The 19155-nt window shown below is 70.0% G+C and carries 13 protein-coding genes, 1 tRNA gene and 1 other RNA gene; 6 read left to right on the top strand and 9 right to left on the bottom strand.

Going from position 1 to position 19155, the window contains the following annotated elements; genetic code table 11:
* Nucleotides 1-7 precede the first annotated feature (7 nt).
* The gene (gene sucB / locus ABZ477_RS02180) at nucleotides 8-1807 is read left to right on the top strand and encodes a 2-oxoglutarate dehydrogenase, E2 component, dihydrolipoamide succinyltransferase (RefSeq protein ID WP_360127150.1); all 1800 of its coding nucleotides are present in this window, start codon (nucleotides 8-10) and stop codon (nucleotides 1805-1807) included.
* 2 nt (nucleotides 1808-1809) lie between these two features.
* On the opposite strand, the gene ABZ477_RS02185 is transcribed toward sucB, so the two are convergent.
* Nucleotides 1810-3087, bottom strand: a complete 1278-nt coding sequence (locus tag ABZ477_RS02185) for a hypothetical protein (protein ID WP_360127153.1) — start codon at nucleotides 3085-3087, stop codon at nucleotides 1810-1812.
* Between the two features lie 124 nt (nucleotides 3088-3211).
* Here ABZ477_RS02185 and ABZ477_RS02190 point away from each other — a divergent pair, with 124 nt between their 5' ends.
* Nucleotides 3212-3922 (top strand): DUF4191 family protein, encoded by a 711-nt coding sequence (locus tag ABZ477_RS02190; RefSeq protein WP_360127156.1) that lies wholly within the window; start codon nucleotides 3212-3214, stop codon nucleotides 3920-3922.
* Nucleotides 3923-3970: 48 nt separating this feature from the next.
* On the opposite strand, the gene ABZ477_RS02195 is transcribed toward ABZ477_RS02190, so the two are convergent.
* A complete protein-coding gene (locus ABZ477_RS02195) occupies nucleotides 3971-4363 on the bottom strand; it encodes an RDD family protein (RefSeq protein WP_360127159.1) in 393 nt (130 codons plus the stop codon).
* Nucleotides 4364-4496: 133 nt separating this feature from the next.
* On the opposite strand from ABZ477_RS02195, the gene glnA (ABZ477_RS02200) reads away from it, so the two are divergent.
* Entirely contained in the window at nucleotides 4497-5921 is a 1425-nt protein-coding gene (gene glnA, locus ABZ477_RS02200) for a type I glutamate--ammonia ligase (protein WP_360127162.1), read from the top strand.
* A 103-nt stretch (nucleotides 5922-6024) separates the two neighbouring features.
* Here glnA (ABZ477_RS02200) and ABZ477_RS02205 read toward each other — a convergent pair whose 3' ends face one another.
* The 3 genes from ABZ477_RS02205 to ABZ477_RS02215 are packed head-to-tail and all read right to left on the bottom strand — an operon-like array spanning nucleotide 6025 to nucleotide 10619.
* Nucleotides 6025-9018: a bifunctional [glutamine synthetase] adenylyltransferase/[glutamine synthetase]-adenylyl-L-tyrosine phosphorylase gene (locus ABZ477_RS02205; protein WP_360127165.1), complete on the bottom strand. Its 2994-nt coding sequence runs from the start codon at nucleotides 9016-9018 to the stop codon at nucleotides 6025-6027.
* A gap of 12 nt (nucleotides 9019-9030) precedes the next feature.
* Nucleotides 9031-10368, bottom strand: coding sequence for a type I glutamate--ammonia ligase (gene glnA / locus ABZ477_RS02210; protein WP_360127168.1), 1338 nt, complete (start codon nucleotides 10366-10368; stop codon nucleotides 9031-9033).
* A 29-nt stretch (nucleotides 10369-10397) separates the two neighbouring features.
* Entirely contained in the window at nucleotides 10398-10619 is a 222-nt protein-coding gene (locus ABZ477_RS02215) for an SPOR domain-containing protein (RefSeq protein ID WP_360127171.1), read from the bottom strand.
* 67 nt (nucleotides 10620-10686) lie between these two features.
* On the opposite strand from ABZ477_RS02215, the gene ppgK reads away from it, so the two are divergent.
* Nucleotides 10687-11451: a polyphosphate--glucose phosphotransferase gene (ppgK, locus tag ABZ477_RS02220; RefSeq protein ID WP_360127174.1), complete on the top strand. Its 765-nt coding sequence runs from the start codon at nucleotides 10687-10689 to the stop codon at nucleotides 11449-11451.
* Nucleotides 11452-11574: 123 nt separating this feature from the next.
* On the opposite strand, the gene rnpB is transcribed toward ppgK, so the two are convergent.
* From rnpB to ABZ477_RS02235, 3 genes are all read right to left on the bottom strand, one after another.
* An RNA gene (gene rnpB / locus ABZ477_RS02225) (RNase P RNA component class A) lies at nucleotides 11575-11941 on the bottom strand.
* 46 nt (nucleotides 11942-11987) lie between these two features.
* The gene (locus tag ABZ477_RS02230; RefSeq protein ID WP_360127177.1) at nucleotides 11988-13727 is read right to left on the bottom strand and encodes a bifunctional 3'-5' exonuclease/DNA polymerase; all 1740 of its coding nucleotides are present in this window, start codon (nucleotides 13725-13727) and stop codon (nucleotides 11988-11990) included.
* Nucleotides 13728-13799: 72 nt separating this feature from the next.
* Nucleotides 13800-14531, bottom strand: coding sequence for a C4-type zinc ribbon domain-containing protein (locus ABZ477_RS02235; protein WP_360127180.1), 732 nt, complete (start codon nucleotides 14529-14531; stop codon nucleotides 13800-13802).
* 83 nt (nucleotides 14532-14614) lie between these two features.
* Between ABZ477_RS02235 and ABZ477_RS02240 the strand changes: the two genes are divergently transcribed.
* Nucleotides 14615-16159, top strand: a complete 1545-nt coding sequence (locus ABZ477_RS02240) for an amino acid permease (RefSeq protein WP_360127183.1) — start codon at nucleotides 14615-14617, stop codon at nucleotides 16157-16159.
* A 6-nt stretch (nucleotides 16160-16165) separates the two neighbouring features.
* Here the strand turns inward: ABZ477_RS02240 and ABZ477_RS02245 are convergent.
* Nucleotides 16166-16238: transfer RNA gene (locus tag ABZ477_RS02245), tRNA-Val, on the bottom strand.
* Nucleotides 16239-16396: 158 nt separating this feature from the next.
* On the opposite strand from ABZ477_RS02245, the gene aceE reads away from it, so the two are divergent.
* Nucleotides 16397-19126: a pyruvate dehydrogenase (acetyl-transferring), homodimeric type gene (gene aceE / locus ABZ477_RS02250; protein WP_360127186.1), complete on the top strand. Its 2730-nt coding sequence runs from the start codon at nucleotides 16397-16399 to the stop codon at nucleotides 19124-19126.
* The last annotated feature ends 29 nt before the right edge of the window (nucleotides 19127-19155 follow it).

Here is a 19155-nt window from a genome sequence, read left to right on the forward strand (position 1 = left end):
CAGTCACATGAGCACTTCCGTGGTCCTCCCCGCGCTCGGCGAGAGCGTCACTGAGGGAACGGTCACCCGCTGGCTCAAGAAGGTCGGAGACACCGTCCAGGCCGATGAGGGTCTCCTCGAGATCTCGACGGACAAGGTCGACACCGAGATCCCCTCGCCCGTCGCGGGCGTCATCGAAGAGATCCTGGTGCAGGAGGACGAGACCGTCGAGGTCGGCGCCGTGCTCGCGAAGATCGGCGACGGCTCGGCCGCGCCGGCCGCCGAGCCCGCTCCGGAGGCCGCTGCCGCAGAGGCCGCCCCCGCACCCGCGGCAGAGGCGCCCGCCGCAGAGGCGCCCGCCGCAGAGGCGCCCGCCGCAGAGGCGCCCGCCGCTGAGGCTCCGGCCGCTGAGGCTCCCGCCGAGGCCGCCCCGGCGGCTGCGTCGGGCGGCAAGGAGGTCGTCCTCCCCGAGCTCGGCGAGAGCGTCACCGAGGGCACCGTGACCCGCTGGCTCAAGCAGGTCGGCGACCAGGTCGAGACGGACGAGCCCCTGCTCGAGATCTCGACCGACAAGGTCGACACCGAGATCCCGTCGCCGTTCGGCGGCGTGCTCCAGGAGATCCTGGTCAAGGAGGACGAGACGGTCGCCGTCGGCTCCGCGCTCGCCCGCATCGGCGACGCCGCCGCCGCTCCGGCCGCCGAGGCCCCCGCGCCCGAGGCAGCACCCGCGCCTGCGCCTGCGGCGGAAGCCGCCCCGGCACCCGCCGCTGGGCCTGCTCCCGTGCCCGCCGCTGCCCCGGCTCCGGCTGCTCCGGCAGCAGCTCCGGCTCCGGCAGCCACCCCCGCGCCGGCTGCTCCGGCAGCCGCTCCGGCTCCCGCGGCCCCGGCCGCTGCGGCAGAGGAGGCGGACGGCCCCACGTATGTGACGCCGCTCGTGCGCCGTCTTGCGCAGCAGCAGGGGGTCGACCTCTCGACCGTGTCCGGCACGGGTGTGGGTGGTCGCATCCGCAAGGAAGACGTCCTCAAGGCGGCCGAGGCCGCCGCCGCTCCCGCTGCGGCACCTGCTGCACCCGCCGCGGCTCCGGCAGCGGCTCCGGCCCTCGAGGTCTCGCCGCTGCGCGGCACGACCCAGCCGATGTCGCGCCTGCGCAAGGTCATCGCCGAGCGCGCCGTCGCCTCGATGCAGGCCACGGCCCAGCTGACGACGGTCGTCGAGGTCGACGTGACGAAGCTCTCGGCCTACCGCGACAAGGTCAAGGCGGACTTCCAGGCCAAGACGGGCGACAAGCTGTCGTTCCTGCCGTTCTTCGCCGTCGCGGCGGTCGAGGCGCTCCAGGCGTTCCCGATCATCAACGCGACGGTCGACGGAAGCGACATCGTCTACCCCGCCGCCGAGAACATCTCGATCGCCGTCGACACGGAGCGGGGCCTCCTTACGCCCGTCGTGAAGGATGCCGCCGGCAAGAGCCTCGCGCAGTTCGCGCGCGAGATCGCCGACCTCGCCGCGCGCACGCGCGACAACAAGCTCAAGCCCGACGAGCTCGCGGGCGGCACGTTCACTCTCACGAACACCGGCTCGCGCGGCGCGCTGTTCGACACCCCGATCGTGTTCCTGCCCCAGTCGGCGATCCTCGGTCTCGGTGCCGTGGTGAAGAAGCCGGGCGTCGTCTCGGTCGACGGCAAGGACGCGATCTCGGTGCGCTCGTACGTGTACCTCGCGCTCTCGTACGACCACCGCATCATCGACGGCGCCGACGCGGCACGATTCCTGGGCGCCGTCAAGGCGCGCCTGGAGGCCGCTCAGTTCGAGGCGCAGCTCGGAATCTGAATTCACAGTGGCTGATCCGCGACGTCGTGCACGTCGCGGATCAGCCATTTCTCGTCCCGGCGGACGATCACGATCAGCTGGGCGCCCGTTGACTCGTCGAGGGCGTCGACCCGCAGTACGGCGGCACCGCCGAAGTCGTCCAGCAGCGTGATCGTGCGCTGGTCCGGCGCGAGATCGATCGCCCCCGCGGGCGCGGACTTCTTCGGCGCCTCGACGACAGCGGCGAGGCACGACTCATCGCCCGCACACGCCGAGCGGGCCGCCAGCAGCGCGTTCAGCATCCCCGCGAGTCCTTCGACTTCGGTCTCGGGAACGTCCGCGGACGGTCTCGCCGTGGGAGCAGCGGGACTCTCCGCCGCAGGAGACGGGGCGCCGGCCTGCTCGGGCTGAGCAGTCGCGGGTCCGCCTGCAGGCCACAGCAGGCCCGCCGCGAGCACGGCCGCAGCCGCGGCGCCGGCGAAGAGCAGCGGACGCTTGCGCGCTGCCGGACGGTCCGATCTGAAGCGACGCCAGACCGCCGTCGTGATCTGCGAGACGGTGTCTGCGAGATCCGCATCCACGTGCCGCACGACTCGGCCTGCGAGCGACTCACGAGCCTCCGGGACGACATCTGCCGTCGGGTCCGCGGTGATCGCGGCGCGCGCCCGGCGAGGCGGGAAGACCGTGGTCGCGAGCGCCTCGGGCGTCGTGACGGCGAAGAGCGCCTCCTCGAGGCGTGGGAGATTGCGCGACAGCCGCGCACCGTCGCGACTGACCTCGAGCGCCTCCTCGAGAACCGTCCGGAGCGAACGGCCCGCTGCATCGACGACAGCCTGCAGGAGGCCCTCGGTCGCCTCCGCGAGCCGAGGACCGGCCCCATGCATGGCGAACACGGGCTTGCCGCCGTCGGTGAGCCACCACCGGCCACAGGGGTCGGGCGACGACGCCTCGGCCGCCGCGACGAGGCCGCGCAGGAGGCTCACGATGATCGTGAGCCTTTCGCCGTCTGTCAGAGGGGCATCTTCGCGCCGGCGCAGGAAGTCCTCGAGCGGCTCGGCGAAGGGCGGAAGCGCGACGAGGTGACCGGCAGGGCGGCGCACGACGTCGAGCGGGCCGAGCAGATGGCTCTCGGCATCCGCCTCCCACCCCGGCCAGTCCTCGCCGAGCGACTCGGCCTCGACGAGCAGAACCGTGCCGGTCGTCTCGCTGTGCGCGAGCAGTCCGGGCCACGGGGTCTCACCGGGAGAGTCGACCCTCCGGATGATCCGATACGCGTCGAGCAGGCAGTCTGGGGCAGGCACGGCGCCAGTCTGCGATCGCCCGCGGGCCGGCCGAGCGGACCATGGACGCGATGGGGACGGAGCAGGCGTGGTCCCCGCCTGTGCAGGAGCGGTCGGCTCAGCCGCCGGAAGGTAGGCTGGATGCATGTCCGGCCGTACGACCGCGCCCGAGAAGCGTCCCAACTTCTTCCGGCAGCTGCGCACCCTCTACACGTTCACCCAGAAGGCCTTCCGCTGGCTTCCCTGGCTGCTCGCGGGAATCTTCATCCTCTCCATCGGCGCGGGTGTCGCCGTCGGCTTCCTCATCCCGCCGGTCGCCTGGTGGAGCATTCTGCTCTGGGCCGTCACGGGGCTCATGCTCGGCATCCTGATCTCGCTCATGACGATGACGCGCCTGTCCACGAGCGCCATGTACAAGCAGATCGACGGGATGCCCGGCGCCGCCGGTCACGTCCTCTCGACGTCGCTCGGCCGCAACTGGACCGCCAACGACACGCCCGTGGGCATCAACCCCAAGACGCAGGACGCCGTCTACCGCGTCGTCGGGCGCGGCGGCGTCGTCATCGTCGCGGAGGGCGCGCGCGGCCGTCTGACGCGCCTGGTCAACGACGAGCGCTCCAAGGTGCAGCGCGTCGCCTCGGGTGTCCCCGTGACCGTCATCTACATCGGCCACGGCGAGGGCGACGTGTCGATCGACAAGCTGGCCTCCACGATCAAGGCGCTCCCGAAGAAGATCGACCGCGCGACGCAGTCGGCGGTCATCAAGCGCGTCGACTCCGTCTCGCAGTCGCTCGCGTCGCTGCCGATCCCGAAGGGCATCGACCCCACGAAGGTCCGGGCTCCGCGCCCGCGCTGACCTTCCACCGCCGGACCCGCCGGATGCCGGCATCCCGCTCCTCGTGGCCTAGGTGCGGAGCAGGACCGTGCCGGCTGCCTTGTCGTGGAGACCGCGCTGGTCGGCGTCCCAGATGACCGCAGGGATCACGAGGACGAGCAGGAGCGTGCGCACGATGGGGCGCCACAAGCCGGCCCACGCGCCGTCCGCCCTCACGAGGCGCAGTCCGAAGAGGCGGTGACCAGGGCTCCCCTGCAGCGTCGGGAGGAACGCGATCTGGATGATCGCGAAGATCGCCAGGATCGCGAGCGGATCCCATCCCCAGAAGCCCGAGATGAGGTAGGCGGCACCGTAATCGATGAAGAGGGCCCCGACGCGGCGCCCCAGTCGCGCGATCGAGCCGGCCCCTTCCCTGGGCAGACCCAGTCGCTCTCCGGGGTACCTCTCGCCAGTCTGCGTCACCGGACAAGCGTACCCAGGCTCGCGTAACATGCCGGAAACATTGGTGTCACTGCCGGGCAATCCCCTCCCGATACGGTCGTGGGAGCCGCCGGGAACGGGCGGCGCATCCCGATGCCCTACCTCTGGAGCCTTAATGTTCAAAGATTCATCCGAGGTGCTGAAGTACATCAAGGACGAGGACGTCAAGTTCCTCGATATCCGCTTCACGGACCTTCCTGGTGTGCAGCAGCACTTCAACATTCCGGCCTCGACGGTCGACGAGGAGTTCTTCACCGTCGGCCAGCTCTTCGACGGCTCCTCCATCCGGGGCTTCGCGAACATCCACGAGTCCGACATGCAGCTCATCCCTGACGTGTCGACCGCGTACCTCGACCCGTTCCGCGAGGCGAAGACGCTCATCATGGTCTTCGACATCTACAACCCCCGCAACGGCGAGATCTACTCGAAGGACCCGCGCCAGGTCGCCAAGAAGGCCGAGAAGTACCTCGCCTCGACGGGCATCGCCGACACCGCGTTCTTCGCCCCCGAGGCCGAGTTCTACATCTTCGACGACGTCCGCTACGAGGTGAAGCAGAACTCGAGCTTCTACTCGGTGGACTCCGAAGAGGGCGCGTGGAACACGGGCCGCATCGAAGAGGGCGGCAACCTCGCCAACAAGACCCCGTACAAGGGCGGCTACTTCCCCGTCTCCCCCGTCGACAAGCAGGCCGACCTGCGCGACGACATCAGCCTCAAGCTCATCGAGGCGGGCCTCATCCTCGAGCGCGCGCACCACGAGGTGGGCACGGGCGGCCAGGCCGAGATCAACTACCGCTTCGACACGATGGTCCACGCGGCGGACGACATCCTGAAGTTCAAGTACATCGTCAAGAACACGGCCGAGCAGTGGGGCAAGACCGCCACGTTCATGCCGAAGCCCCTCTTCGGCGACAACGGCTCGGGCATGCACACGCACCAGTCGCTGTGGAACAACGGCCAGCCGCTCTTCTACGACGAGAAGGGCTACGGCGGCCTGTCCGACATCGCCCGCTGGTACATCGGCGGCATCCTGGCCCACGCTCCCGCCGTGCTCGCCTTCACGAACCCGACGCTCAACAGCTACCACCGCCTGGTGAAGGGCTTCGAGGCTCCCGTCAACCTCGTGTACTCGGCCGGCAACCGCTCGGCGGCCATCCGCATCCCGATCACGGGCACCAACCCCAAGGCCAAGCGCATCGAGTTCCGCGCGCCGGACGCCTCGGGCAACCCGTACCTCGCCTTCGCGGCGCAGCTGATGGCGGGCCTGGACGGCATCAAGAACCGCATCGAGCCGCACGAGCCCGTCGACAAGGACCTCTACGAGCTCCCGCCCGAGGAGGCCAAGGGCATCCCGCAGGTGCCGAACTCGCTGCAGGACTCGCTCGACGCGCTCGCAGCCGACCACCAGTTCCTCCTCGAGGGCGGCGTCTTCACGCCGGAGCTCATCGAGACCTGGATCGACTACAAGATCGAGAACGAGATCAAGCCGCTCGCGCAGCGTCCGCACCCGTTCGAATACGAGCTGTACTTCGGCGTCTGAGTTCTGCTCCAGCACGAAAGGGCCTCGGGTTCACCCGGGGCCTTTTCGTCGTCGAAGGGGTCGGGATGCTGCAACCTGAGGCATCCCGGCGATCAGGGCCTGATCAGCCGTAGAAGAGCTTCTCGAAGACGCGGCGCGCCCGTCGCGTCGCGCCGAGGTAGTCCTCCTCGACCTGCGAGGCGGATCGCGGCGGATACTCCAGGAGCCGCCCGATCCCGTCGAGACGCTTGCGGTCGACGGGCAGGACGTCGCTCGTCTGACCGGACAGGAGCGTGTTGGCCGAGCGCAGTCGACTCGCCAGACGCCACGCGGCCGCGAGGCGGTCCGCCGCCGATTCCGGGATGAGCCCGGCGGCGGCCGCAGCGCGGAGCGCCTTCATCGTCGACGTCGTCCGCAGCTCGGGCACGCGGTGCGAATGCTGCAGCTGCAGGAGCTGCACGAGCCACTCGACGTCGCTCAGCGAGCCCGGGCCCAGCTTGAGATGGCGCGCGGGGTCGACGCCCTGCGGAAGCCGCTCGCTCTCGACGCGCGCCTTGATCCGCTTGATCTCGCGGACGGCCTGGAGGTCGACGGCCTCGGGATACCGGACCTCGTTCGCAAGGGCCATGAAGTCGCCGATGAGCTTGACGCTGCCCGCGACGCCGCGGGCGCGCAGCAGCGCCTGGGCCTCCCAGGACAGCGACCAGCGCCGGTAGTACTCGACGTACGCGTCGAGCGACCGCGCGAGCGGCCCATTGCGCCCCTCGGGGCGGAGGTCCGCGTCGAGGTCGAGCGGCACGCGGTGATCCTCCGAGTGCTTGCGCAGCGCGGCGACGAGCTGGAGGGCCAGCTGATTCGCCCTCTGCGGCTCGACGCCGTTCGCGCGGTACACGTACATGACGTCCGCGTCGGAGCCGAAACCGAGCTCGCGGCCGCCGAAGCGTCCCATCGCGATGACGCTGAAGTCGAGGGCCGAGTCCTCGGGCGGGACGATCTCGCGGCGCACGGCGCGCAGGGTCGCCTGGATCGTGACCTCGGTGATCGTCGTGAGCGACTCGGCGAGCTCCTCTACCGTGATCGCGCCGAGGATCGCCGCCATCGCAGTGCGCAGGAGCTCGCGGCGGCGGAGCGCCCGGATCGAGCGCATGGCGTCGTCGATCGTCTCGTGGCGCGTCTGGATGGCGCGCACCTCGGCCTGCAGCGCGACGCCCTTGCGCGGCAGGAGCAGCTCGGAGTCGTCGAGCCACGCCGCCGACTCGGGGGTCCACTCCATGAGCTCCCCGATGAACCGCGAGCCCGACAGCACTCGCGTGAGGCTCTCGGCCGCGGCGGACGAGTCGCGGAGCATGCGGAGGAACCACGGGCTGTCGCCGAGCCGCTCGCTGATGCGGCGGAACGCGAGAAGGCCGTAGTCGGGGTCGGCGCCGTCGGCGAACCAGCGGATCATGACGGGCATGAGGTGCCGCTGGATCGTGGCCTTGCGGCTCAGCCCGCTCGTGAGAGCCGCGATGTGCCGCAGGGCGCCTGCGGGATCGGTGAACCCGATCGCCGCGAGGCGATCGTGGGCCTGCTCCGTCGACAGCGTGCGCTCCTCGGCCGGCAGCGCCGCCACGGCCGACAGCAGCGGTCGATAGAAGAGGCGGACGTGGATGTCGCGGACTTCGCGCTTGACCGACTCCCAAAGCTCCGAAACGCCTGGACCCGTCTCGGCGAGCCGGGACGCGCGGGCCAGGACACGCAGCTCCTCGGGCTTGGACGGCATGAGGTGCGTGCGACGGAGACGGCTGAGCTGCATGCGGTGCTCGAGCACCCGGAGGACGCGGTAGTCGTGCGAGAACGTCGCGGCCTCGGACCGGCCGATGTAGCCCTCCGCCACGAGGGCGTCGAGCGCCTCGAGCGTTCCGCGCTGGCGGATGCGGTCGTCGCTCAGCCCGTGCACGAGCTGAAGCAGCTGCACCGTGAACTCGATGTCGCGGATGCCGCCGGGTCCCAGCTTGATCTGCTGCGCGAGCTCCGCGGCGGGGATGTGCTCGGTCACGCGCTCGCGCATGCGCTGCACGCTGTCCACGAAGTTCTCGCGGGCGGCGCTCGTCCACACCTTGGGCTGGACGGCCGCGACGTACGCGGCGCCGAGCTCGGCATCCCCTGCGATCGGGCGGGCCTTCAGCAGCGCCTGGAACTCCCAGCTCTTGGCCCACCGGTCGTAGTAGGACAGGTGCGAGTCCAGCGTCCGCACGAGCGCGCCCTGCTTGCCCTCGGGACGGAGGTTGGCGTCGACCTCCCAGAGCGGAGGCTCGATCTCGACGCCCGAGACTCCGCGCATGAGCTGGACCGCCAGGCGAGTGGCGATGTCAACGACGCGGCTCTCGCCGACCTCCTCGAGCAGCTCGTCGTCCGCGCCCGCGACGAAGATGACGTCGACGTCGCTGACGTAGTTCAGCTCGCGCGCGCCGGTCTTGCCCATTCCGATGACCGACAGTCGCGTCCGCGCGACGTGCTCGCGCGGGAAGAGTCCCGCGCCGCCCGAGATCTTCGTCCGGGCGACGCAGAGGGATGCCTCGAGCGCCGCGCCGGCAGCATCCGCGAGGATGCCGGCCACCGAGGCGAGCACGTCGACGGCGCTCGGTGCGAGCAGGTCGAAGGCCGCGATGCGCGCGAGCAGCGTGCGGTAGCGGACGCGCAGCGCGATCCACGCCTGCTCGTCTCCGCGCTCTGCGAAGCCGCCGCGGGCACCGACTGCATCGAGGAGCGCCGCGCGCAGCCCGTGGGAGTCGGGAAGCGCCGCTCCCGCGCCCACGAGGGCGGGCAGCTCCTCGGGGTGACGCAGATAGAAGTCCCCGAAGCCCGTGGAGGCGCCCAGGAGCGCCCACAGGGACCGCCAGCCCGCCGCGTCGCGCTGCAGTGCGCGGACCGGCGCAGGGTCGCGGCGCGCGATCCGCGCGAGGGCGCCGAGCGCGGCATCCGGATCCGCCGCGACGGCGATGACGTCGGTCAGTTCGTCGCGGTCGAGGCCGAGGGCCTCCTCGAGCTCGAGCAACAGCGCTTCAGCCGCCCCGAGCTCGCCGAAGCCGAGCTTCGCGAGACCCGTGAGGGCCGAGGATCGTTCCGTCGCCGACATCGTCTGCCGGGATCAGAGCATCTCGAGGTTGCTCTTCAGCTCGAACGGCGTGACCTGCGTGCGGTAGTTCTGCCACTCCGTGCGCTTGTTGAGCAGGACGTAGTTGAAGACCTGCTCGCCGAGCGTCTCGGCGACGAGCTCGGACTCCTCCATGTACTCCAGCGCGTGGTCGAGGCTCGCCGGCAGCGGCGCGTAGCCGAGGGCGCGCCGCTCGGCGTCCGTCAGCGACCACACGTTGTCCTCCGCCTCGGGCGGGAGCTCGTACTCCTCCTCGATGCCCTTGAGCCCGGCGGCGAGCATGAGCGCGTACGCGAGGTACGGGTTGGCCGCCGAGTCCAGGGCGCGGTACTCGACGCGCGACGACTGGCCCTTGCTGGGCTTGTAGAGCGGCACGCGCACGAGCGCCGAGCGGTTGTTGTGGCCCCAGCAGATGAAGCTGGGCGCCTCGTCGCCGCCCCACAGGCGCTTGTAGGAGTTGACGAACTGGTTCGTGACCGCGGAGATCTCGTTCGCGTGGCGCAGGAGCCCCGCGATGAACTGACGGCCGACCTTCGAGAGCTGGTACTGGGCGCCCTCTTCGTAGAAGGCGTTGACGTCGCCTTCGAAGAGCGACATGTGCGTGTGCATGCCGCTGCCGGGCTTGCCGCTGAGCGGCTTCGGCATGAAGGTCGCGTACACGCCCTGCTCGATCGCGACCTCTTTGATGACGGTGCGGAACGTCATGATGTTGTCCGCCGTCGCGAGGGCGTCGGCGTACCGCAGGTCGATCTCGTTCTGGCCGGGCCCGCCCTCGTGGTGGCTGAACTCGACCGAGATGCCGAGGTCCTCGAGCATGCGGACGGAGCGGCGGCGGAAATCGTGCGCGGTGCCCCCCGGGACGTTGTCGAAGTAGCCGGCGGAGTCGACGGGCTCGGGCCCCTCCGTGCCGAACGACGAGGACTTCAGGAGGTAGAACTCGATCTCCGGGTGCGTGTAGAACGTGAAGCCCGCGTCGGCAGCCTTGGCGAGGGCTCGCTTGAGGACGTGCCGCGGGTCGGCGACGGCGGGCTGTCCGTCGGGCGTCGTGATGTCGCAGAACATGCGCGCCGTCGGGTCGATCTCACCGCGCCACGGCAGGATCTGGAAGGTCGTCGGGTCGGGGTGGGCCAGCAGATCCGACTCGTACGAGCGCGTCAGGCCTTCGATCGCCGATCCGTCGAACCCGAGGCCCTCGCTGAAAGCACCCTCCACCTCGGCGGGCGCGATCGCGACCGACTTGAGTGTGCCGATGACGTCGGTGAACCAGAGCCGGACGAACTTGACGCCCCGCTCCTCGATCGTGCGCAGAACGAAGTCACGCTGCTTGTCCATCAGATCCTCTCCCGGCCGTGACGGCCAGACTATCCGGCGTTCTCGTCGGTCTCGGCGGAGGACGACCAGTCGTCTTCGCGCGCGTCGTCCTCGGCCCACGCCCGCGAGCGCTCGCGGATCACCTCGGGGGCCTTCGCGGCCTCCTCAGGCGTGTCGAAAGGCCCGGCCCGATCGATTGAGGGGGATAGGAAGCCCTTCTCGACCTGTCCGGTCTTGAGGTTGTACCACCACTTCTCGTCGCCGTCCGTCACGGGGTCCTCCTCGTCGATCTGCCTCGATCCTACTGATCGCCCAGGGACGGCTGGATAGGCTGAGCCCATGGCAGTCCAGGCGAGGCGCGCGGTAGGCGTCGACATCGGCGGAACAGGCATCAAGGCGGGCATCGTCGACCTCGACAAGGGGATCCTCTCGAGCGACCGCGTCAAGGTCGCCACCCCGCCCGGTGCCGAGCCGGACGACGTCCTGCAGGCCGTGCGGACCGTCCTGGACACGCTCGGCGTCGCCGTCGATCACGAGGTGCCGCTCGGCGTCGCGTTCCCGGCCATCGTGAAGGGCGGGCGCACGATGTCCGCGGCGAACGTCTCGAAGGCGTGGATCGGCTTCGAGGCGGAGAAGTTCTTCGAGCACGGGCTGGGTCGCAGCATCCACTTCGCCAACGATGCGGATGTCGCGGGCGTCGCAGAGGTCCGCTACGGCGCGGCGAAGGGCCGCAGCGGGCTCGTGATCCTCACGACCCTCGGAACCGGCATCGGGTCGGCGCTCATCAACAACGGCACGCTCGTCCCCAACAGCGAGCTCGGGCACCTCCAGCGCGCGAAGCACAAGGGGGATGCCGAGTCCTACGCGGCCTACTCCGCGATGGAGCGGGAAGAGCTGTCGTGGGAAGCGTGGGCCGAGAGGCTCCAGTGGTACTACAGCCACGTCGAGTTCCTCTTCAGCCCCGACCTGTTCATCGTCGGCGGAGGCGTCTCGAAGCACGCCGACAAGTTCCTGCCGATGCTGGACCTGCAGACGCCGATCGTCGCCGCCGTGCATCGCAACAACGCGGGGATCATCGGGGCGGCGGCTCTGGCGCTGGGCTGACGCCGCGCCGCCGACTGCCACAAGTTCTGGCCTCTCGACGCCGGGATGCCAGAACTTCTGGCGTCTCGACGCCGGGATGCCAGAACTTCTGGCGTCTCGACGCCGCGAGCTCGGTTGAGAGGGCGAATGGGCCGGCCTGTACGCCGGGTTCTGTTCCGGGGCGAAGCCCCTTCGACGGTCATCTCTCTCGGCGACACGTTGCCGTGCCGCTCCAGCGGCCTACCCGGGGACTCGGCGGGCCGCGTCATCATCCCCTGTCTGGCCTTGCTCCGGGCGAGGTTTACCTTGCGGGTCGTGTCACCACGACCCCGGTGGTCTCTTACACCGCCCTTTCACCCTTACCCCGGCCGAGGCCGAGGCGGTCTGCTCTCTGTGGCACTGTCTCGCGGATCGCTCCGGGTGGGTGTTACCCACCGCCCTGCCCTGTGGAGCCCGGACGTTCCTCGGCGCGGCGGCTGACGCCCCGCGACGCGACCGTCCGGCCGACCCATTCGCACGTCCGATTCTACCGGCGCGCCCGGGGCTCGCCTGGGTGCTCACTCCTTCTCCGCGGTCTGCGCGACCTTGAGATCGAGCGGGAAGTCGATCGGGAACCCGCCGAACAGGAGGGTCCCCGCGGCCGCCGCCGCGCCTTGGACCGCAGCCACGACGTCGTCCACCAAGGCCAGCGGGGTGTGGACGATGATCTCGTCGTGCAGGAAGAAGGCCAGGTGCGGCGACCGCTCGAAGACCGGGCCGGAGCGGGGCGCGGCATCCCGCTCCGGGACGGCGGGAAGCGCCGCGAGGCGTCCGCGCAGATCCGCGAGCCACGCGAGCGCCCACTCGGCGGCCGTCCCCTGCACGACGAAGTTGCGCGTGAACCGGCCGCGGTCGCGCGACCAGCGTCGCGCGCGGGTCTCGTCGGCTCCGGATGCCTCGGCCTCGCTCGCGCGCAGCTGTGTGTCGCGCCAGTCCGACGACGGCGCGGGCGAGCTGCGTCCGAGCCACGTCGTGACGACCCCGCCCTCCTCGCCGATGCGGGCGGCGTCGTCCACGAGCGCCATCGCGCGCGGGTACGCGCGTCGCAGGCGTGGTACGAGGCGCCCGCTCTCCCCCGTCGTCGCGCCGTACATCGCGCCGAGGAGCGCGATCTTCGCCTCCGATCGCGTCGCGACGGCCCCGCCGTCGACGATGCCCGAGTAGAGGTCCTTCCCGCGCGCGGCGGCCGCGAGCCTCTCGTCGCGCGACATCGCCGCGAGCACGCGCGGCTCGAGCTGCGCGACGTCGGCCACGACGAGCGCCCAGCCGGGGTCCGCGCGGACGGCCGCCCGCAGCTGGCGCGGCAGCTGCAGCGCGCCGCCGCCTGACGACGCCCACCGGCCCGTCACGACGCCGCCGGGCACGTAGACGGGGCGGAACCGGCCGTTGCTCACCCACTCGTCGAGCCACATCCACCCGTTCGCGCTGAGCAGTCGTGAGAGCTTCTTGTACTCGATGAGGGGACGGATGACGGGATGCTGGTGCTCGGCGAGCTCCCACCGGCTGGTCGACTCCACGAGCACGCCGACGCGGTGCAGCGCGCGCAGGAGCTTCGGCTGGGAGTCCAGGCTCGCCGCCGGGTCGCCGAGCTCGGAGCGGACGCGCGCCGCGAGGTCCCGCATCCGCTCGGGTGTCCCGCCGCCTGGCGGCCGGGCGCCGAGGATCTCGGTCAGGAGGGCATCGTGAGCCGCGGCATCCCACGGGAGACCCACCGCACGCAGCTCGGCGGCGACGAGCGCACCCGCGGACTCCGCCGCGACGAGCAGGCGCAGCCGGCCCGGGTCTGAGGCGTGCTCGACGGCCTGGCGCTGACGCGCGAACTCCGCGAGGACCTCATCGAGATCGTCGGGCGGCCCGGACGGTCCCGCGTCGAGCTCGTCGAGGTCGAACAGCCCCTGGACCTCTTCGACGCCCGCGATGGCCGCGGCATCCCACTCCGTCGCCGCACGGAGGGCCTCGGCATCCGTCGCGAGCGTCGAGTCGCGCAGGATCGCGTGGCACAGCCGGAGGTCGTGGCAGCGCGCGACGCGGACACCCGCCGCGAGCAGGTCCGGATACCACGCGGTCGCGTCGTTCCACACCCAGCGCGGCGCGTCGCGCGTCTCGCGCTCCCCTACCCAGATCGCGAGCTCCGCCGGCCGCACCTCGACGCGTTCCCGCTCGACGCCCGCGCGATCGAGCACGACGGCGGAGACGCCCGCACGTGATCGGGCGAGGACGACCCAGCCGACGCCGTCAGGCTGCGGCGGTTCGGTCACGGCTCTCGAGGCCTGGCGCCGCGACGCTCTGTGCCGCAGCCCGGGCAGACACTCGGGATGCCTCGGCCATGGTCAGAGACCGGATTCGCCGTTGCGCACGAGGATCGCACCGCACTCGGGGCACGTGACGACAGCGTCCTCGGCGGCCTGGCGGAGCACGTGGAGGTCGGTCCCCGAGAGCACCATGTGGCACGCCTCGCACGTGCGCGCACGCAGCAGGGCGGCGCCGGTCGTGCGCTGCGCGATGCGCTCGTACATCGCCAGCAGATCGCCCGGCACGGATCCCGCGATCGCGGCGCGGTCGCGGCTCGCCTGCTCGAACGAGGCGGTCGCGTCCGCGACGGCCTGCTTGCCCTCGGCGCTCAGGCGCCCGCCCTCCGCGTTCGTCTCGGCCACGAGGGCCTCCTGCTCGGCGACGGCGGCATCGGCCTGCTCGAGCCTGTCCATGACATCGAGCTCGGCATCCTCGAGGTCGCTCTTGCGCCGTGCCAGCGCCGCCATCTCGCTCTCCAGGCCCTGCGCCTCCTTCGAGTTCGTCGAGGCGGCGAGGCGGTCCGAATCGCGCTTCGCACGGGCGTCGACGACCGCGACGTCGGACTCGATGCGAGCGAGCTCCGTGCGCAGATCGTCACGCGCGCCGAGGCGCTCCGCGAGCTCGCGCGAGAGCTCCTGACGCCGTGCCAGCAGCTCCTGCACCCGCGCCGCCTGCGGCGGGTTCTGCCGCGCCTTGTCGGCCTGACGGATGCGCTCGTCGAGCTGGGCGACCTCGACGAGGCGGGTCTGGTCTGCGGGGCTGGCGTTCACGCTCCCAACCTACCCCGGGCATCGACGCGGGGACGGGCGAGGACTAGCATGCAACGATCTGACCTCTCACGAAGGGCGTGAAGATGTCCGTTCTGCGCACGAAGTCCGTCGAGCAGGCGATCGCCGACACGGACGAACCGGAGTTCCGCCTCAAGAAATCCCTCAGCGCTCTCGACCTCATCGTCTTCGGCGTGGGGGTCGTGATCGGCGCGGGGATCTTCACGCTGACTGGTCGCGCGGCGCACGATGTCGCCGGACCCGCGATCGTCATCAGCTTCGTGGTCGCCGCCATCGCGTGCGCGCTCGCAGCGCTCTGCTACGCCGAGTTCGCCTCGACGGTTCCCGTGGCGGGCTCCGCGTACACCTTCTCGTACTCCTCACTCGGCGAACTCTTCGCGTGGATCATCGGATGGGACCTGATCCTCGAGATGTTCCTGGGCGCGAGCGTCGTCGCGCAGGGATGGAGCGCGTACCTCGGCACGCTCATGGCGCAGCTCGGGTTCCCGATCCCTGCCGTGATCGGCTACGGCGGGGTCGTCGATGTCATGGCGATCCTTCTCGTCCTCGTGCTCGGCGTGCTCATGACCTTCGGCATCAAGGAGTCGCTCCGGGTCAATCTCGTGCTCGTCGCGATCAAGATCTTCATCGTCCTGTTCGTCATCATCGCAGGGCTGCTCTTCGTGAACCCGGCCAATTGGTCGCCCTTCATCCCGCCCGCGGAGCCGCGGGAAGCGGCATCCGGTCTCACCCAGCCGCTTCTTCAGTTCCTCTCCGGCATCGAGCCCACCGCGTTCGGCGTGGGCGGCATCTTCGCCGGCGCAGCACTGGTGTTCTTCGCCTACATCGGCTTCGACGTCGTGGCCACCACGGCCGAGGAGACGAAGAACCCGCAGCGCGACATGCCGATCGGAATCCTGGGATCGCTCGCGATCTGCACCGTCCTGTACTGCGCCGTCGCCCTCGTCGTGACGGGCATGGTGCCGTACCAGGAGCTCGATCCCGCGGCGGCGCTCGCGAACGCCTTCGTCTTCCACGGTGCGGACTGGATGGCGATCCTCATCTCGGCGGGAGCGGTGGCGGGTCTCACGACGGTCGTGCTCACACTGCTCATCGGCGCGACCCGCATCATCTTCGCGATGTCGCGCGACGCCCTGCTTCCCCCGGGGCTCGCGAAGGTCCACCCGAGGTTCCGCACACCATGGCTGATCTCCCTCATCGTGACGGTCATCGTGGCTCTCGTGGCAGGGCTGACACGAGTCGGCGTGCTCGAGGAGATGGTCAACATCGGCACCCTCTCGGCGTTCGTGCTCGTCTCCGTCGGGGTCATCGTGCTGCGCAGGAAGCGCCCGGACCTCAAGCGCTCGTTCCGCGTGCCTTTCAGTCCGTGGGTGCCGGGCCTCTCAGCGCTCATCTGCCTCTACCTCATGCTGAACCTGACGGTCGAGACCTGGCTGCGGTTCGTCATCTGGCTCGCGATCGGCTTCGTGATCTACTTCGCCTACTCGCGACGCCATTCCCGACTCGGCCAGCCCGGATACGAGGACTTCGCCCTCCCGCACGTCGTCTCGCACACCCGGGACGACAGCGACGACGATCCGCGTCGCGGAGGCGTCGAGCCGGCGGAGTGAGTGCAGTGGGCCCTGCCGGGATCGAACCGACGACATCCACGGTGTAAGCGTGGCGCTCTACCAGCTGAGCTAAAGGCCCTCCCCTTCAGTCTAGGGACAGCGCATCCCCGTAATCGACGATCGCCGGTCCGGCGAATCGGTAGGCTGATCCTCGGTGTGTTGTCCATGGCGAACAAAGCCGACAGCATCCTTCTGCCGAATTCCTGGCATGACCTGCCAGACGACGAAAGGTCGCTTGTGACTGTCAACGATCAGGATCCGTACTCGCAGGGACCGCTCGACAGCGACCCGGAGGAGACCTCCGAGTGGCAGGAATCCCTGCAGCAGCTCGTTCAGGCGAAGGGATCCGGGCGAGGCCGCGAGATCATGCTGAGCCTCTTGCAGAAGTCCCACGAGCTGCAGCTCAACGTGCCGCAGGTCCCGACGACGGACTACATCAACACGATCGCGCCCGAGAACGAGCCCGAATTCCCCGGCGACGAGGAGCTCGAGCGCCGCTACCGTCGCTGGATCCGCTGGAATGCGGCCCTCACGGTCCACCGCGCGCAGCGCCCCGGCATCGGCGTCGGCGGCCACATCTCGACCTACGCGTCCTCCGCCTCGCTGTACGAGGTCGGCTTCAACCACTTCTTCCGAGGCCTGGACGACCCGTCCGGCGGCGACCAGATCTTCATCCAGGGCCACGCCTCCCCCGGCATCTACGCGCGCTCGTTCCTCGAGGGCCGCCTCACCTCCGACCAGCTCGACGGCTTCCGCCAGGAGAAGTCCAAGGCGCCCAACGGCATCCCGTCGTACCCGCACCCGCGCCTGATGCCGGACTACTGGCAGTTCCCGACGGTCTCGATGGGCATCGGCCCCATCAACGCCATCTACCAGGCGATGACCAACAAGTACCTCACCAACCGCGGCATCAAGGACCTCTCGAACTCGAAGGTCTGGGCGTTCCTGGGCGATGGCGAGATGGACGAGGTCGAGAGCCGCGGCCAGCTCCAGGTCGCCGCCAACGAGGGCCTGGACAACCTCGTCTTCGTCGTCAACTGCAACCTGCAGCGCCTCGACGGTCCTGTCCGCGGCAACGGCAAGATCATCCAGGAGCTGGAGAGCTTCTTCCGCGGCGCCGGCTGGAACGTCATCAAGGTCGTCTGGGGCCGCGGCTGGGACGAGCTCCTCGACAAGCCGAACGCCGACGCCCTCGTGCATCTCATGAACACGACGCCCGACGGCGACTTCCAGACGTACCGCGCCGAGGACGGCAAGTTCATCCGCGACCACTTCTTCGGCCGCGACGAGCGCACCGCCGACATGGTCAAGGACTGGTCGGATGACGACATCTGGGGCAAGCTCCGACGTGGCGGCCTCGACTACACGAAGGTCTACGCCGCGTACAAGGCCGCGACGGAGCACAAGGGCCAGCCGACCGTCATCCTCGCGAAGACGATCAAGGGCTACGGCCTGGGTCACCACTTCGAGGGCCGCAACGCGACCCACCAGATGAAGAAGATGACGCTCGAGGACCTCAAGCATTTCCGCGACTCGATGCGCATCCCGATCACGGACGCCCAGCTCGAGGAGAACCCCTACCAGCCGCCGTACTTCCACCCCGGCATGGAGGACGAGACGATCCAGTACATGGTCGAGCGTCGCCGCTCGCTCGGCGGCTTCCTGCCGGAGCGCCGCACGCACCACGTGCCGATCACGCTCCCGGGCGACGAGTCCTACGCGCTGCCGAAGAAGGGCTCGGGCACGCAGGAGATCGCCACGACCATGGCGTTCGTCCGCCTGCTCAAGGACCTCCTCAGGGCGAAGGACTTCGGCCACCGGATCGTCCCGATCATCCCCGACGAGGCCCGCACGTTCGGCATGGACGCGTACTTCCCGACGGCGAAGATCTACAACCCGAACGGCCAGAACTACACGTCGGTCGACCGCGAGCTCCTCCTGGCGTACAAGGAGAGCCCGCAGGGCCAGATCGTCCACGTCGGCATCAACGAGGCAGGCGCCGTCGCGGCGTTCACCGCGACCGGCACGTCGTACTCGACGCACGGCGAGCCGCTCATCCCGGTCTACGTCTTCTACTCGATGTTCGGGTTCCAGCGCACGGGCGACGCCCAGTGGGCGGCGGGCGACCAGATGGCGCGCGGCTTCATCATCGGTGCGACCGCGGGTCGCACGACCCTGACGGGCGAGGGTCTGCAGCACGCCGACGGCCACTCGCAGCTGCTGGCCTCGACGAACCCCGCGACGATCTCGTACGACCCCGCGTACGGCTACGAGATCGCCCACATCGTCCGTTCGGGCCTGGATCGCATGTACGGCGGCAACCACCCCGACCCGAACGTCATGTACTACCTCACGGTGTACAACGAGCCGCTCGTCCAGCCGGCCGAGCCGGAGCGCGTCGACGTCGAGGGCATCGTGCGCGGCATCCACCGCATCTCCAACCCGGAGGGCGAGGGCCCGCGCGCCCAGATCCTCGCGTCCGGCGTCGGCGTCCCGTGGGCGCTCGAGGCGCAGCAGCTGCTCCGCGACGACTGGGGCGTGCAGGCGGACGTGTGGTCGGTCACATCGTGGTCGGAGCTTCGCCGCGACGGTCTCGCCGCCGACGAGCACAACTTCCTGCACCCCGAGGCCGAGCCGCGCACCGCCTACATCACCGAGAAGCTGCGCGACACCCCCGGCCCCGTGATCGCGGTCAGCGATTTCATGCACGCCGTCCAGGACCAGATCCGTCCGTGGGTCCAGCACCGCTTCGCGACGCTCGGGGCCGACGGCTTCGGCTTCTCGGACACCCGCGCCGCGGCTCGCCGGTTCTTCAAGATCGACGGCCCGTCGGTCGTGGTCCGCACCCTCCAGGCGCTCGCCGACGAGGGCGTCGTGGACCGCGGCCTCTCGGCCCAGGCGATCGCGAAGTACCGCCTCCACGACGTCACGGCCGGCACGAGCGGCAACGCGGGCGGTGAGAGCTGACCGAGGCGAAGCCGGAGGGTCGCACCCCG

Source organism: Microbacterium sp. NPDC019599 (assembly GCF_040632175.1).
GTDB lineage: Bacteria > Actinomycetota > Actinomycetes > Actinomycetales > Microbacteriaceae > Microbacterium.

What these genes read in the sequence shown, in the direction of transcription:
- sucB (WP_360127150.1), top strand. Translation starts at nt 8, where the DNA reads ATGAGCACTTCCGTGGTCCTCCCCGCGCTCGGCGAGAGCGTCACTGAG.
- ABZ477_RS02190 (WP_360127156.1), top strand. Translation starts at nt 3,212, where the DNA reads ATGTCCGGCCGTACGACCGCGCCCGAGAAGCGTCCCAACTTCTTCCGG.
- glnA (WP_360127162.1), top strand. Translation starts at nt 4,497, where the DNA reads ATGTTCAAAGATTCATCCGAGGTGCTGAAGTACATCAAGGACGAGGAC.
- ABZ477_RS02205 (WP_360127165.1), bottom strand. Translation starts at nt 9,018, where the DNA reads ATGTCGGCGACGGAACGATCCTCGGCCCTCACGGGTCTCGCGAAGCTC.
- glnA (WP_360127168.1), bottom strand. Translation starts at nt 10,368, where the DNA reads ATGGACAAGCAGCGTGACTTCGTTCTGCGCACGATCGAGGAGCGGGGC.
- ppgK (WP_360127174.1), top strand. Translation starts at nt 10,687, where the DNA reads ATGGCAGTCCAGGCGAGGCGCGCGGTAGGCGTCGACATCGGCGGAACA.
- ABZ477_RS02240 (WP_360127183.1), top strand. Translation starts at nt 14,615, where the DNA reads ATGTCCGTTCTGCGCACGAAGTCCGTCGAGCAGGCGATCGCCGACACG.